The organism is Flavobacterium sp. ACN6 (genome assembly GCF_002304005.1).
Taxonomy (GTDB): Bacteria; Bacteroidota; Bacteroidia; order Flavobacteriales; family Flavobacteriaceae; genus Flavobacterium.
Genome location: NZ_MRCQ01000013.1, coordinates 16,019 through 33,379, shown reverse-complemented (window position 1 = coordinate 33,379; position 17,361 = coordinate 16,019). Strand labels below are relative to the sequence as shown.

8 protein-coding genes are annotated in these 17,361 nt (G+C 35.6%); all 8 read left to right on the top strand.

All coding sequences use genetic code 11. The features are described 5' to 3' along the window. The first annotated feature begins 153 nt into the window (after window positions 1-153). The 8 genes from BSF42_RS17795 (at window position 154) to BSF42_RS17760 (ending at window position 17,286) form a co-directional block, all read left to right on the top strand. Entirely contained in the window at window positions 154-966 is an 813-nt protein-coding gene (locus tag BSF42_RS17795) for an SDR family oxidoreductase (RefSeq protein ID WP_095954448.1), read from the top strand. Between the two features lie 129 nt (window positions 967-1,095). Beyond that, entirely contained in the window at window positions 1,096-2,280 is a 1,185-nt protein-coding gene (gene uxuA / locus BSF42_RS17790) for a mannonate dehydratase (protein ID WP_095954528.1), read from the top strand. Window positions 2,281-2,551: 271 nt separating this feature from the next. Then, window positions 2,552-4,180: a hypothetical protein gene (locus BSF42_RS17785; protein WP_095954447.1), complete on the top strand. Its 1,629-nt coding sequence runs from the start codon at window positions 2,552-2,554 to the stop codon at window positions 4,178-4,180. A 92-nt stretch (window positions 4,181-4,272) separates the two neighbouring features. Next, window positions 4,273-8,364 (top strand): two-component regulator propeller domain-containing protein, encoded by a 4,092-nt coding sequence (locus BSF42_RS17780; RefSeq protein ID WP_095954446.1) that lies wholly within the window; start codon window positions 4,273-4,275, stop codon window positions 8,362-8,364. A gap of 216 nt (window positions 8,365-8,580) precedes the next feature. Continuing rightward, window positions 8,581-11,583, top strand: a complete 3,003-nt coding sequence (locus BSF42_RS17775; RefSeq protein WP_095954445.1) for a TonB-dependent receptor — start codon at window positions 8,581-8,583, stop codon at window positions 11,581-11,583. A 184-nt stretch (window positions 11,584-11,767) separates the two neighbouring features. Further along, window positions 11,768-13,288 carry a RagB/SusD family nutrient uptake outer membrane protein gene (locus BSF42_RS17770; protein ID WP_095954444.1) on the top strand — a complete coding sequence of 507 codons (1,521 nt, stop codon included), beginning with the start codon at window positions 11,768-11,770 and terminating at the stop codon, window positions 13,286-13,288. A 229-nt stretch (window positions 13,289-13,517) separates the two neighbouring features. Further along, on the top strand, window positions 13,518-14,705 hold the full coding sequence (locus BSF42_RS17765; RefSeq protein WP_095954443.1) for a glycoside hydrolase family 88 protein: 1,188 nt from the start codon (window positions 13,518-13,520) through the stop codon (window positions 14,703-14,705). A gap of 160 nt (window positions 14,706-14,865) precedes the next feature. Further along, complete coding sequence (locus BSF42_RS17760; RefSeq protein WP_095954442.1) at window positions 14,866-17,286, top strand: glycoside hydrolase family 2 TIM barrel-domain containing protein; 2,421 nt, start codon at window positions 14,866-14,868, stop codon at window positions 17,284-17,286. Window positions 17,287-17,361: the final 75 nt, after the last annotated feature.

Below are 17,361 nucleotides of genomic sequence, written 5' to 3'. Positions count from 1 at the left end.
AATTTTGAAATTCCAAATTCCGAAAGCGAGGAATCAAACACATATGGATTTTCATTTCTATATTGGAATTTCAAAAAACAAATAGTATAAATACCTTATTTTTCAAATTGGAATTTGGAATTTAAAGTATTGAATTTAAAAATAAATTAATAAATGGATTCAATATTCAATTTAAAAGGAAAGATTGCACTTATTACAGGTGGTGCAGGAGTATTAGGGAGCAACTTTGCAAACGTTTTGGCAAAACAAGGCGTTATTGTCGGAATCGTTTCGCAATCACTTGAGAAAGCAGAGAAAACAGTAAAAAACATAGAAGCTAACGGCGGACAGGCCTTTGCTATTCAAGCCAATGTTTTAAACAAAGAAGAATTAGAAAAAGCAAAAGATTTTATCGCTGAAAAATATGGCCGACTGGATATCTTAATTAATGCTGCAGGCGGAAATATGCCGGGGGCGACAATTCAGCCGGATCAAGCAGTTTATGATATGAAAACAGATGATTTGCAAAAAGTTGTCGATTTGAATATCATTGGAACCATGCTTCCTACACAGGTTTTTGCAGCACTTTTTGCAAAACAAAAATCAGGAAACATCATTAATATTTCATCTGCATCGGCGCAAAGACCTTTAACGAGAGTTGTAGGTTATTCTGCTTCAAAAGCGGCTATTGACAACTTTACACAATGGATGGCAGTTGAATTAGCACAAAAATATGGCGAAGGAATTCGTGTAAATGCTATTTCCCCAGGTTTCTTTATTGGAGAACAAAACAGAGCTTTATTATTAACTCCAGAAGGAAAACTGACTCCAAGAGGTGAAAAAATTATCGACCACACGCCAATGGGAAGATTTGGAACACCAGAAGATATCGACGGCGCTCTTTTATTTTTATGCAGCGACATGTCGAAATTCGTTACGGGAACAATCTTAAAAGTTGACGGCGGATTTGCTGCAACTAGCATTTAATTTTTTAGTTACGATCTCTCCTGCAAGATTTTCAAACCTTGCAGGTATTATTTTTATTTATCTAGATGTGTAATTTAAACCTACAAGGTTTTGGAAACCTTGCAGGAAATCAAAACAAAAACAAATAAAATGGAACAAACATTAAGATGGTTCGGACCAAATGACCCCGTTTCTTTACAAGATATTAAGCAAACCGGCGCAACCGGAATTGTAACAGCATTACATCATATTCCAAATGGAGAAGTTTGGAGCATTGACGAAATTATTAAACGAAAAGTAGAAATTGAACACGAAGACGGCGATCCTAAAAAAGGTGCTTCAGGTTTAACTTGGTCGGTTGTAGAAAGTATTCCAGTTCATGAAGACATTAAAAAGCAAACTGGAAATTATCTTCAATACATTGAAAATTATAAAGAAAGCATTCGTAATCTGGCTTTATGCGGTATCAAATGTGTGTGTTACAATTTTATGCCGGTTTTAGACTGGTCAAGAACCGATTTGTCGTACACGGTTGAAGACGGTTCAAAAGCACTTCGTTTTGACATCAATGCATTTGCAGCGTTTGAATTGTTTATTTTAAAAAGACCTGGCGCTGACAAAGAATATTCTGCTGAACAGACTCAAAAAGCAAAAAGCTATTTTGAAGCTTTGAATGATGAAGATAAAATAAAATTGCAGCGAAATATTCTGGCAGGACTTCCGGGTGCAGAAGAAGCATACACAGTTGAAGATTTCTTAGTTACATTAAGTGCTTACAATCATATTGACAGACAAACTTTAAAAGATAATCTTTTCTTCTTTTTAAAGGAAATTATTCCAGTTGCCGAAAGTAAAGGCGTTTTGATGGCGATTCATCCTGACGATCCACCCTACCCTATTTTAGGTTTACCAAGAGTTGTAAGCACCGAAGAAGATTTAATCGAATTAATGAATGCTGCGCCTTCAAAATCAAACGGATTTACAATGTGTACAGGTTCTTACGGCGTTCGTGCTGATAACGATTTACCCGGCATTGTAAGACGTCACGGGGATAAAATGAATTTTATTCATTTAAGAAGTACGCAAAGAGACGAAGAAGGAAGTTTCTACGAAGCCAATCATTTGGAAGGCGATGTTGATATGTATGAAGTCGTAAAAGCGATTTTGGAAGTGGAGAAAAGAAACAATACCAAACTGCCAATGCGCCCAGATCACGGACACCAAATGTTAGACGATTTAAAGAAAAAAACAAATCCAGGGTATTCTGCCATTGGCCGTTTAAGAGGTTTAGCAGAACTGCGCGGGCTTGAATTAGGGATTAAGCGATCTTTATAAGTTGTTTTGCCACGAAGACGCTAAGGCGGAAAGTTTTTTTTCTCTCAGATTGAGCAGATTTACTTAAAATAATGTGAAGTTTACTTTGTCATCATGAGGAACGAATGATCACACGCGTAATTCTACAAAGATTGGCGATTTTGATTGCGGAGTTTCGAGTGTGATCCTTCCTTCGTCAGGGTGACAAAAATGAGCTTAAAAAAAACTTTGCGCCTTACTGCCTTCGTGGCAAAATCAAAAAAACTAACTAACCACAAACAATCACAAAACCATGATTCGCCAAGCCATTATCACCTTTTGCAGCCTTGTTGTAAATACTACAATGGCGCAGGAACTACCCAATATTCTTCAATCAAAAACAAACTATTTACCTGATTTTAGTTATGCTGGATATCACTTCGGCGAAAGCCAGATTCCAGTATCAAACGGACAAATTATTAATGCCGTAGATTTTGGCGTTAAAGCAAATGACAATTTAGATGATTCAAAAGCATTGTTAAAAGCCTTTGAAACAGCAAATTCTATTAGTGGAAATGTAGTCCTGCAATTGCCTGCAGGCAGAATTATTCTGAGTGATATTCTTTACATCGAAAGAAGTAATTTTGTACTTCGCGGCGCAGGTTCTGACGAAAACGGAACTGAAATCTACTGCCCACGACCGATGATGTATTTAAAAGATCCAAAATCTCTGGCAGAACTTCGTGAGTATTTAACCACTTTTGATAAAAGACAACGCGAAACAGAAAACAATATCGATTTGCCTTTCTCACAATATGCTTGGTCTGGCGGTTTTATCTGGACACAGATTCCGGGTGAACGTGTAAAATCGTATTTGGATAAATACGAACCCGAACCTAATGTTTTGGCGAAGGTCAGTTCTGGAAAAATGGGCGAACATATTATTACGGTTTCTGAAGTTAAAAACTTAAAAGTCGGCGATATTGTCGAATTACAATTGTTTAATAAAGACGGCGAAAACGGTGAAATTATTAAAGACTTATATCAAGGTGCTAAAGTAAAACCAGGTTCGCATCATTGGCAATTTCCAAAACTTCCAATTGTGAGACAGCAGGTTGAAATTCTTAAAATTTCGGGTTCAAAAATCACTTTAAAAACGCCCTTAACTATTTCGGTAAAACCGAGTTATCAAGCGCAATTGGTGGAATGGAAACATTTAAATGAAGTTGGAATTGAACATCTTCGCTTTACTTTTCCTGATATTCCGAGAGTGGCACATCATGTAGAACCAGGAAATAATGCAATTTTCTTAACGCGCCTTTTTAACAGCTGGGTAAAAGATATTAAAATCACCAATGCTGACAGCGGTATTCTAGCCGAAGAAGTTTCAAATGTAACCGTTCAGGATATTACTACCGATGGCCCGCATTTATCACATTATACCGTAACTTTAGGCGGTGTTCATAATATTTTGGTGAAAAATTTAAAAATTTACAATAAAACGGTTCATCCATTAAGTTTCAACACTTTTGCGACCAAAAACGTTTATCAGAATTGTGAATTATTTGCTGATCCGCTTTTAGATCAGCATTCGGGAGCAAATCATCAAAATTTATTTGATAATATTACGGTTCATATTACGGCTGATAAAAACAATAGTTACTATTTATTTGGAGGCGGCGGTGCTGCATATTGGAAACCTTCACACGCGCCTTTCAGTACATTTTGGAATTTAAATGTTCAAGTCGAAAATCCAAATCAAACGAAACCGGTTTTATTATACGGAATGAAAGACGGAGCTTTTGCTAGAATCATTGGCGTACACGGAAACACTAAATTTGAAATCAAATACGACGTCGATCCTTATATTGAATTTTTGAATACGGGAATAGAAAAAATTCCGTCGTTGTATGATTATCAATTAAGTAAACGTTTAAAATAGTTTCAAAGGCTCAGAGGTACAAAGGTGCAAAGGTTTTTTTGACAGCCCATGAACCTCAGAGCCTTTGCCTCTTCGAACCTTAAAAAAACACTATGAAATACAAAATAGTCTTTCTGGTTTTGCTTTTTATTTCAGGAAATCTATTTTCCCAAAATAAATATCGTCTTAAAAACATCTCCACAACTGACGGACTATCGCAGAGTTCTGTTATTGCAATTCATCAGGATAAATTTGGGCAGATGTGGTTTGGTACGCGCGACGGGCTCAATAAATACGACGGCAGCCGATTTACTATTTTTAGAAATGATGCCAATGATAAATCTTCTATCAGCAACAATGATATTTTGGCAATTGAAGAAGACAGTTCAGGAAAAATGTGGGTGGGAACTTATAACGGGCTCAATTGCTACGATCCTGTTTCGAATAAATTTACAAGATATCTTCATACAAAGGCCAATCATACTATAAGCAATAATGCTGTTTGGAGTATTAAAGAAATTGGAGGTGAAATGTGGTTTGGAACTTCAAAAGGATTAACGATTCTCAATAAAAAAACTGGAAACTTTACTTCGGTTTTTCATTCAGATACAGATACTTCTACTCTTCCGAGCAATAATATTCTCAGCATTTTAAAAACTACAAAAGGCGAAATCTGGATTGGAACTACAAAAGGTTTATGTCAGTTAACAAGTCGAAAAAACGGCAGATTTTCATTTAAAAATTATCCGCTTAATGCTGCAGATTTATTAAATGTACAATCGGTTATTGAGGATAAAAACGGTAATTTATGGATTGGAACCAAAAACAAAGGACTTTTAAAATTTGATCAAAAACAGAAAACTTTTGATTCTTTTTTATCGAATGAAAAATACAAAGAAATAAATCCAGATATCAGGTCTTTAGTAATTGATAATCAAGGATCTTTGTGGATTGGCGCTTATGACGGAATTTACATTTTAGGGAAAGACAAAAGTCTGCAAAAAATAAATAACAGCAATAACAGCAACGGAATCGACAAAGTAAAGTCGGTTTTTATGGATAAAAAAGGTTCGATCTGGATTGGCTGTTATTACAAAGGTGTGAATCTTTGGGACGTTTCTAATGTCAATTTCTCAAATTACAATCAGAATTCAAAAAAGATTCCGATGAGTTTTGATGTTGTCAGTTCAATAATTGCCGATAAAAATCAAAATATTTACTTTGGAACAGAAGGCGGCGGTATCACGATTTACAATAAAAAGACTGAGGCTGTAAGCTACATCAACAGTAAAACTGGGCAAAGCAATAAAAATGATATCAAAGCAATGTGTCTTTCTGATGATCATATTTTATGGATTGGAACTTTTTCTAAAGGATTATCTGCCTACAATACGATTTCAAAAAGAATTGAAGATAACCGAATTAATCCTGAGTTAATTGATTTATTAAAAGAAACCGGCGTTTATTCTCTTAAAACCGAAAACCAAATTTTATGGATTGGAACTTTCGGAAAAGGTTTAATTCGGTATAACACAGGAAATAAAACTTTTCATATTATGGGAAGTGATAATACAAAATCGGTTTTTCTGACCAATAATATTATCCGAACAATTTTAGTTGACAAACAAAATGCACTTTGGGTAGGAACTCAAAATGGTTTGAACCGGATTCCGCTCCAAAACTTCAATCTGCATAAATATACAATTCAGCATTTCTTTTACGATCATTCGGCTTTATCGGGCGATGATATTTTGACTTTGTTTCAGGATTCTAAAAATCGAATCTGGGTGGGAACAAAAGCAAAAGGACTGCATTATTTCGACGGAAAAAAATTCAGCCAAATCAATCTCAAAATTGGGAATACCGTAATCACTTCTATACATTCTATTTTAGAAGATGACGATAAAAACTTATGGATCAGCACCAATCAGGGAATCATCAAATACAATACTACTCAAAAAAATACTGTCATTTACGATCAAAAAGACGGATTGGCAAGTAATGAATTCAACGATAATTCGGCTTTAAAATTAGATTCGAATCAGTTTTATTTCGGAAGTCCGTCTGGTGCCACATATTTTGATGCTTCAAAAATTTCCCTAAATCAATATGCTCCGCAGGTTCTAATTACTGATTTGAAAATCAAAAATGAAATGATAAATGCTAGTGATAAAAACGGGATTTTAGAAAAAAGCATTGGCTTTACCCAAACAATTACACTGGATTATGATAAGGCCAATTTCTCTATAAACTTTGCGATTCCAAATTACATTCGATCCAAAAACAATCAATACAGTTATCGTTTAACAGGTTTGGAAAATAACTGGACAACGACCAAAAATTCCGAAGCCAATTTTGCCATTCAAAATCCGGGAACTTATACTTTTGAAGTTCGCGGTGCAAATAACGACGGCGTTTGGAACAAAACCCCAACCACGCTTACGGTTATTGTAAATCCGGCACCTTGGCGCAGTATCTGGGCTTTTTTACTGTACGGAATTATAATTGGTCTTGGTTTATACGGTTTAATCTGGATTATGAAATCGAAAGCCAGACTGAAGCAAAAATTAGAACTGGAATATCTGGAAAGTAAACGTATTGAAGAAAATAACCGTGCAAAGCTGGATTTCTTTACCAATATTTCACATGAATTTAGAACGCCTTTAACTTTGATTTTAGGTCCGTTACAGCAAATTCTAGCCGATTATAACGGAACAAACGAAATGTACAAAAAACTGCTGGTGATTGAAGGAAGTGCCAATCATTTATTGGGCTTGATTAATCGTTTAATGGATTTTAGAAAACTCGAAAACGATCAGGCAACGCTGGAAACGGCAAATGGAAATGTCGTAAAATTCACAAAAGAAATATTTCTATCGTTTATAGAATATGCGAAAGACGGCGGTTATGATTATTCATTTGAAACTTCAGAGGAAGAAATTCTGGTTTATTTTGACCGATACAAACTTGAACGTGTATTTTATAATTTGATTTCCAATGCGTTTCGCTATACGCCAAAAGGCGGTTCAATTCATATTAAAATCAATCACGATCACGAAAATCTATTTATTGCGGTTGAAGATTCGGGAGTTGGCATTTCAGAAGAACATATTGATAAGATTTTTAATTTGTTTTTTGAAATTCCGATGCACAATCAAGTTCAGAAAAACTACAATAAAGGAACTGGAATTGGACTTTCAATTGTAAAAAACATTGTAAAACTGCATAAAGGAACTATCAATGTTACTAATAAAACTTCGGGCGGTGTTATTTTTAAAGTCGCACTTCCGCTTGGGCGAAATCATCTTTCAGACAATGAAATTATTACTGATTTTAAAATCAGTGACGATATTTCGCAATATACGGCGCAGTTAGAGTCTTCGGAAACAATTGAAAACGAAGACATCGAAGACTTACTTGTCAACGATGAAAAGCAAACTATTCTGATTGTTGAAGATCATAAGATTTTGAGAAAGTTCATGAAAAACCTGCTCAAAAAAGACTATAACATTATTGAAGCGGAAAACGGAAAAATCGCATTGGACAAAGCTTTAAAATTTGTTCCGAATTTGATTATCAGCGATGTTATTATGCCCGAAATGGTGGGAACGGAACTTTGTTCTAAAATCAAAGAAAACATCAAAACCAGTCATATTCCGGTTATTTTATTGACTTCCCGATCTTCATTAGTTTATAAATTTGAAGGATTAGAAAGCGGCGCCGATGATTACATAAGTAAACCATTCAATTTAATGGAATTTAAACTTCGCGTTAAAAATCTTTTAAACTCAACCGAACGTTTAAAATTGAAATTTTCAAGTGAAGACAGTTTTATTCCATCAGAAATTACGGTTTCGTCTTTGGATGAAGAACTTTTGAAAAAAGCATTTAAAATTGTAGAAGAAAATATTTCGAACGAACAATTTGATATTCCGTTTTTCTGTTCAGAATTAGGTGTAAGCCGTACCATGCTATTTTTAAAAGTTAAAGCCTGGACGAATTTTACACCAAATGAATTCATTCATGAAATCCGATTAAAACGTGCTGCTCAATTATTGGAACAAAATAAGTTAAACGTTTCAGAAATCAGTTATAAAGTTGGTTTCAACAATCCGAAATACTTTAGCAAATGCTTTCAAAAAAAATACGGAGAAACGCCGTCTCAATATGCAGACAAATTTTATAAATCTTCGACTGTATCTTAAAAATTCCTCATTTTTAAAGGCTTAAAAAAGGGTATCTGTATTTTTAGATACCCTTTTTTGTATTTCTATTTCTTTTTTGGCTTCTACATTTGCGATATGAAAATCAAAAAAACAAACTTCTTATTGCTGCAAATCCTATTTGTCATTGTGATAATCGGAATGAGTTTATTGCTTTTCTACTTTATCTAACTTATTAACCTTAAAACCAAAAAATGAATGTTTACAAACCAAAAAAACAAACCGTTTAAATGGTGTTTACTGGTATCTTTCTTACTAGTAAATTTCATTATGAATGCGCAGGAACGAAAAGTAACCGGAAAAGTTACTTCGAGCGAAGATTTACTCGGACTTCCTGGTGCGAATGTCTATATTAAAAATTCCTCTGTTGGAGCGTCTGCAGATATGGATGGAAATTATACTGTTATTGTTTCAGAAAAAAATGCTGTATTAGTTTTCAATTTTGTGGGCTTTCAAACTGTTGAAATTCCAGTTGGAAACAAAACCGTAATCAATGTAAGTTTAAAGCCAGATACTAAAGCTCTTGAAGAAGTAATTGTTGTAGGTTACGGAACGCGTAAGAAGAGTGATATTACAGGTTCTGTATCTTCGGTAACGGCAAAAGAATTAACAGCTTATCCTGTTTTAAATGCAGAACAAGCCTTACAAGGCCGTGCTGCGGGAGTTTCTGTAATGTCCAATAATGGCGGTGAACCAGGTGCGCCTGTAAAAATCAGGGTTCGTGGCGGTACTTCAATCAATGCCAGCGGTGATGCGCTTATTGTCGTTGATGGTTTTGCAGGAGTTTCTATGCCCGCTCCTCAGGACATTGCTTCTATTGAAGTTTTAAAAGATGCTTCGGCGACGGCAATTTACGGATCCAGAGGTTCAAACGGGGTTATTATGGTAACGACCAAAAAAGGAAAACCTGGAAAACCTGTAATTGAATTCAGTAATTCGACTTCTGTACAATCGGTAAACAACAAATTGCATTTATTAAATGCAGATCAGTTTGCTGCTTACAGACAAAGTTTTACAACCCATACGCAAGGGCCGGCAAATTCTGACTGGCAGGACATCATTTATCGTGACGGAATGATTTCGAATACGCAATTGTCATTTTCAGGCGGTTCTGATACTGTAAAATATTATGTTTCTGGAACGTATTTTAATCAAGATGGAGTCGTAATTAATTCAGGAATTGATAAATACACTATTGTAAGTAATCTTGAAGCCGATTTGTCTCCGAAATTAAAAGTAGGCTTAAACACTTTTACAAGCAAACAAAACAAAGAAGGAATCATCAGTCAGACTGGTGCAGGCGGAACGGGTGCAGCAGGTGTTATTGCGGCAGCTTATAGATTTATGCCTGACAAAGGAATTTATAATACCGATGGAACTTACACTACAACGGCACCAATTGGAGATGATATTGATAATCCGTACGCAACGGCAATGGAGAACATTCTGGAAACGGTTTCGATCGTAAACCGAAACAATTTCTTTGCTCAATATCAAATTACAAAAGATCTTGATTTTAAAACGACATTAGGTTTAACCGACAATAATTCGCAAACTGGAAGATTTATTCCTTCTACTTTAATTGCAGGAAAAAATATTAAAGGAGAAGCTTCTGTAAACAACACTAGATTTTCTTCTTTCCTGACAGAGAATTATTTGACTTTTAAACGTGAAATTATTGAAAAAGGGATGTTAACCGTTCTTGGAGGATATTCTTATCAAAAGAACAAAAACGAAAGTTCGTATGCAGCTTCAAGAGGATTTTTGACTAATACCAATTCGTATCGTAATCTTGGAGCAGGAACAGTATTCTTAAAACCAGATTCTAATTTATCTGAAACCGAATTAATCTCTGCTTTCGGAAGGTTGAATTTTGATTATGATGATAAATATTTGCTAACGTTTACTGCCAGACGAGATGGTTCTTCGAGCTTTAGCAAAAACTACAAATACGGAACTTTCCCTTCTGGAGCAATTGGTTGGAATTTAGGAAAAGAAAACTTCTTAAAAGACAGTAAAACAGTTTCAAACTTAAAATTAAGAGCCAGTTATGGTGCAACAGGAAATCCGTCAATTGGCGCGTACTCTACGTTGTCAAGATTTTCTGAAATTTATGATGTAAGCGGTGATGTAATTGTAAATGCAGTTCAGTTAACTTCTTTGGATAATCCGAATTTGAAATGGGAGACCTCTTATCAGCAGGATTACGGAATCGATTTAGGTTTGTTTGATAACCGAATTAGTATTACGGCAGATTATTATAAAACAATTACCAAAGATTTATTATTTAACAGACCTCTTCCAGGAATTTCAGGAATTGCTTCACAACTTCAAAACGTTGGAGAATTAGAAAATAAAGGATGGGAATTAGGAATTACTACGAAAAACTTTGTTGGCGCCGATTTTACTTGGTCAACTAATTTTAATATTTCTTCAAACAAAAACAAAGTATTGAAACTCGCTGATAATAAAGACCTTTTAATCAATTCTGCTCCAGGGCACTTTTTAGCAACTGAATCTCAGATTCTCAGAGTCGGTCAGCCAGTTGGTTCATTCTTCGGATTTATTTATGATGGCGTAATTCAGCAGGGAGAAACGGTTTTACCAGGGAATTTTGAAACTGCAGCGGGCGGTGAAAAATTTAGAGATGTAAATGGTGACGGAAAATTAGATTCACAAGATAAAACGATCATTGGTAATCCAAATCCTGATTTCATCTTCGGATTCAATAATGATTTTACGTATAAAAATCTGGACCTAAATATTTTCTTTCAAGGTTCACAAGGCAATCAAATCTTAAATTATACTTTGATGGAACTGGCTTCTGGAAACAACAATGCTACAACTGAAGTTTTAGATGCGTGGACTCCAACAAATACAGATACGAACGTTCCTGCAAATGCCGCAAGAACCAAAAGAATTACTTCAAGATTTGTTTATGATGGAAGTTATATTCGTTTAAAAAACATCTCTTTAGGATATAGCTTAGACGAGAAAATTGTTACTAAGATGGGACTAAGCAAAGTTCGTTTTTACATCAGTGTACAAAACCTTTGGACAATTACAGATTATCCTGGTTCAGATCCTGAAACCAATTACTTAAACGACACTAATTCACGTAGTAATACCAATTTAGGATTGGACTATGGAGGATATCCAAACGTAAGAACGTTCACTGCTGGATTTAATGTGAAATTTTAGTCTAATAGTAAACACATAGAAATATAGATTTTTTTGTCAAAGAGGAAAATTAAAAAACCAGTTTTACAAATAGCTAAACGCAAAATGCTATGATTAGTAATGCAAATGAAACGCCTTAATTATCGTTCCTAAAAGCCATGTTTCTATGTGTTCAATTATACACCTAATACCTAAAAATAATACTATGAAAAAATATATCGCTTTTCTATTCTTCGGAACACTCGCTTTTTTTGGATGTTCTGATCTGGAAGAAAAACCAGTAGGAATAATTCGTCCAGATAACTTTTTTAATAACACAGATGATTTACAGGCCGCTGTAAACGGAGCTTTTGCCAATATAGCCCACAATAATTACTGGGGAAGAGAATTTACAATTGCCTTAATGCTTCGAGATGATATGTCTGATATTGGAGACAGAACCACGCAGGCTGCGCGTATCGATGTTAACGATATGAGCATGAATGACACTAACGCACTTGTGGCCAACTTTTGGCCGCAGTCGTATGTGATTATAACGGCGGCAAATCAGGCGATTGAAGGCGCTAAAAAAACACCGGGAGATCCTGCAAAAGTAAATGCAATTGTGGCTCAGGCTTATTTTGCAAGAGCTTTTACATATTATCATTTGGTACGTCTTTTTGGAGATATTCCGTATGTTGATTTTGTTGTAAATGATGTTGCTCAGGTAAATTCTCTAAGCAGGACAAAAGAAGCAGATGTTTATCCAAAAATTATCGCCGATTTAGAATTTGCAAAACAGTGGCTGGAAGATAAACCAAAAGTAAAAGCCGTTCCCGGAAAAGGTACTGCTGCAGGTTATTTAGCTTCTGTTTATTTGACTTTAGGGAATTATCAAAAAGCCTATGATGAAGCCAAATTTGTAATTACAAACGAAGCCAAATTTGGTTTAGGTCTGGATGCAGATTTTCAAGATTTATTTAACGCTGCAAAAACAGCTTCTTTAAAAGAACCATTATTTACAATCGATTTTAACAACTTAACTTCTGGAAATTACGGTCAGGATTATACTGCATTTTTTACAGGTTCCTTAAAAGATGACAGTTACAGCTACGGCCAAGGATTTTCTGTTGCTGTTCCTTCCTTAAAAGTATTCAATACTTGGGATCAAAGAGATTACAGAAGAGCGGTAAGTTTTGATACTATCATCAGAAAGAAAACTGGTCCAGGCGGAGCATTACAAATTTATCCTTCAAGTGATAATGAAAAAGCGCCGCGTCCGCATATTGCAAAATATTACCGTTTTCCGGGAAAAGCTGGTGCCAACGGAAGAACTTCGCAGCACAATTATATTACGATGCGTTTTGCAGAAGTATTGCTTACGGCAGCAGAAGCTTTAAACGAAATTAATCCGGGAACCACTGAGGCTGATGGCTATGTAAACCGAGTTCGTGCAAGAGCGAGAAACAAAGCTGGAAAATTGGTTTCATTTCCTGCAAACGTAACGCCGGGATTGTCTCAAACCGATTTCAGAAAAATGGTTATTGATGAAAGAAGATTGGAACTAGCATTTGAATACATCAGATGGTATGACATTAAAAGATTAAAAATTGGATCAGAAGTATTTGGCCCAGCCGGCTTAGAACCGCACGCTAACTTTGATCCAAACAAAGATTATTTATGGCCTTTACCAGGAACCGAATTGGCTATTAATCCGAATTTAAAACCAAATAATCCTGGTTACTAAACAATAAATTAAAAATTTAGAATTAAAATTAAAAATAGCACTGTTTTATGAAAAAGAGTTCCTAGCCCCGATAGAAGTGGAAATCCTTTTGTGGCGGGGTTCGCCACAAAAGATTGGAACGGATAGCGGGAATAGCTTCAAAAAAAAATCGATTTTATTATAGAAATCGGAATAAAAAAGTATAGTCGATTTTTAATTTTTAATTTAAAATAAAAAATAATACGTAAGTATGAAGAATGTCAGTTTCATTTCTTTAATTCTTGGGTTTGCACTGCTTGGGACAGCGTGCAAATCCGGAATTAATTCTCAGACCAAAACTTCTGCAGCGGCAGGAAATCTTCTGGAAACCCGATATAAAATGCTATTGGACTATCCGGTTGATTCTATGTCGATGCCAAGAAGTATGAATAGCAAAACCAATGAGATTCGCAAAGTCCCTTCGAGAGATTGGACAAGCGGTTTTTTTGCCGGAAATCTTTGGCAGTTATACCGATTAACAGGCGATTCTAAGTACAAAGAACAAGCTCAAAAATGGACTCCTTTCAGCAAGAAAGAAAGTGTTAATAGTAATTCGCATGACGTAGGTTTTAAAGTGTTTTGCAGTTTTGGAGAGGCCCTAAAAGTGGAAAACAAGAAAGAATACGAAGCCGTAGTTATTAGAGGTGCCGAAACTTTATGCAAAAGGTTTAATCCCAAAGTGGGTTCTATCCGTTCCTGGGATTTCAACGCCGCAATTTGGGATTATCCGGTAATCATCGATAATATGATGAATCTGGAATTGCTTTTTGAAGCTTCAAAATTATCTGGAAATCCAAAATATCGTGATGTTGCAGTTCAACACGCTAATACCACTTTAAAAAATCAATTTAGAGCAGACAACTCGTGCTATCATGTTATTGATTATAATCCGAATACGGGTGAAGTTAGAAAGAAAACTACTTTGCAGGGATATAATGATGATTCGGTTTGGGCGCGTGGTCAGGCTTGGGCCGTTTATGGATTCACAATGTCGTACCGATATACTAAAGATCCCGCCTATCTCAAACAAGCTGAAGCAACAGCAGACTTTTTTATAACGAATAAAAAACTGCCCGAAGACGGAATTCCGTATTGGGATTTTAAAGATCCTGATATTCCAAATTCTCCTCGAGATGTTTCAGCTGCAATGGTTATGGCGTCTGCATTATATGAATTATACACTTACACAAAAAAGGACAATTATTTGGCTTTCGCCGATAAAGTAATGGCTTCCGTTCAAACGGATCAATACATTTTAGATCCAAAAATAAAAGCTCCTTTTTTACTCGATCACAGCACAGGAAACTGGCCAAAACACGACGAAATAGACGAACCTATAATTTATGCTGATTATTATTTTCTGGAAGCATTATTAAGAAAGAAGGAGCAAAGGTTCTGAGGTACAAAGTGGCAAAGTTTTTCAGCCTTTGAACCTTTAAGAAAAAAGTAACAAAGTAACAAAGGTTAAAAGCGACAAAGTTTTTTAGCCTTTGAACCTCTGCACGTTTGAATCTTTGAACCTCTGCTCCCCTGCACCTTTGAGCCTAAAAAAATAACTTATGAAGAAATCATTATATCAAAATAATACATTTTCAATTTTTGCGCTTTTTGTTTTGTTTCAAATTTGTCTGAGCAGCAGTTTTGCTCAGACAAAAATGAATATTAATGACAATTGGCTCTATTTAGAAAATCACACACCAAACCTCACCGAAGCAAAGAAAGCCTCAAACTGGACTTCTCTGAATTTACCACACACTTGGAACGCAGAAGATGCAACCGATTTAAATCCGGGTTACAGACGCGACGCAAGCTGGTATCAAAAGAAATTAAATATCCCGCAGATAGATAAAAATCAAGTTTACTCCTTGTATTTTGAAGGCTCAAATGTTACCACAAAAGTCTATGTAAATGGCAGAGAAGCAGGAAATCACATTGGCGGTTATATTGGTTTTTCGATCGATATTACCAACTTTATAAAAGAAGGAAACAACGATATTTTTATTCGTGTTGATAATAGCTATGACATCGAAATCATTCCGTCGCAAAAAAGTGATTTCTTTATTTACGGAGGAATTACGCGCGACGTCTGGCTGGTTTCAAAATACAAAAATCACATTGGAAACCTTAAGATTACAACTCCAGAAGTTTCGGCTAAAAAAGCTTCTTTACAAATCATTTCTTCCTTTATCAATCCGGATAATTCAAAACATTTATCCTTAACCCTAACACTTAAAAATCCGAAAGGAAAAAAAGTTACCAGCAAAACCATTTCTATTTCAGACAAAACTTCTAAAATTACTTTCGACAACATCAAAAATCCAGAACTTTGGGATACTGAAAATCCGAACTTATATACGCTAACTGCTGTTTTATCAGAAAAAAATCAAATTAGAGATAGTCTTTCTGAAAAAGTAGGTTTCAGATGGTTTGAATTTAAAGATCACGGTCCGTTTTATTTAAATGGAAAACGTTTATTGATTCGCGGTACACATCGCCATGAAGAGCAGGCAGGCGTTGGCGCGGCGATGAGCAACGAGCAGCATTGGTCAGATATGAAATCCATTAAAAATATGGGTGCCAATTTTGTTCGTCTGGCGCATTATCCGCAAGATCCTGAGATTTACAAAGCTTGTGATGAACTTGGTTTATTGGTTTGGGATGAACTTCCTTGGTGTCGCGGCGGCATTGGAAATGAAGTTTGGCAGACGAATACAAAAAATATGCTCGAAGAAATTATCAATCAAAATTACAATCACCCAAGTATTATAATCTGGTCGCTTGGAAACGAAATGAATTGGCTTCCCGATTTTCCTGACGGCGATAATACAGAGAAAACAAATGTTTTTTTAACCGAATTAAACGACATTGCGCATAAACTGGATCCAACCAGAAAAACGGCGATCAGAAAATATTACGAAGGCTCACAAATTGTTGACGTCTTCTCCCCTTCTATCTGGTCTGGCTGGTATTCTGGAAGTTATAAAAGTTATCAAAAAGCAATCGATGTTTATAAAAAAGAATACAAACATTTCATTCACGCCGAATATGGAGGCGACAGTCACGTAGGCCGTCACAGCGAAAATCCAGTAACGGGCGAAAATGTCATAAAAGCTGAAGGCTGGGAAGAGGCAATTGTACAGACAAAAGTGGCCAACATCGCCCAAATTGGCGACTGGAGCGAAAATTATATCGTTGACTTATTTGACTGGCATTTGCATATCTCCGAAAATGATCCGCAGTTTGTGGGAAATGTACAATGGGCTTTTAAGGATTTTGCCACGCCTTTGCGTCCAGAAGATGATATTCCGTACATGAATCAAAAAGGATTGGTTGACCGAAATGGAAATCCAAAAGATGCGTATTATGTTTTTAAAAGTTATTGGGCAAAAGAGCCTTTCGCCTACATTGAATCGCATACTTGGACAGAGCGTCAAGGACCTGAAAATACACCAAGAAAGATCAGTGTTTTTAGTAACTGTGAGAAAGTAACGCTGTATCACGAAGGGAAATCTCTTGGCGAAAAACAAAGAAATCTTTCGCTTTATCCAGCAAATGGTTTAAATTGGGATGTCAATTTTTTAAAAGGAGATAATGTATTACTTGCCATTGGTAAAAACAAAGATGGAAAAACAGTTTCTGATACGATAAAAGTGAATTATCGCTTTACTAAAAATGATGCGGCTTCGTCTTTGCAATTATCTTCAGAAAAATTAAAAAACGGCAATTATCTGGTTACGGCAATTGCAATCGATAATAATAACTTACGTTGTCTGGATTATGAAGAAAGTGTTTATTTTCAATGTCTGAAAGGTGGTAAAACCTTAAAAAATCAAGGTACACCAACTGGAAGTGAATCCATCAAAATGGCAAACGGAAAAGCTTCGATTGAAGTTATTCCGGATGGTTCTGGTCTGCCGATCGAAATGACCGCGTTGAACCAGAGTTTTAAAGGGGAATATTTAAAGATTCCAGTGAATTAGTTGTTTCTCGCAAATTACGCATATTGTTTTTAGATTACATTCAGGAGAAAAAATCTGCCAAATCTGCATGAGAAA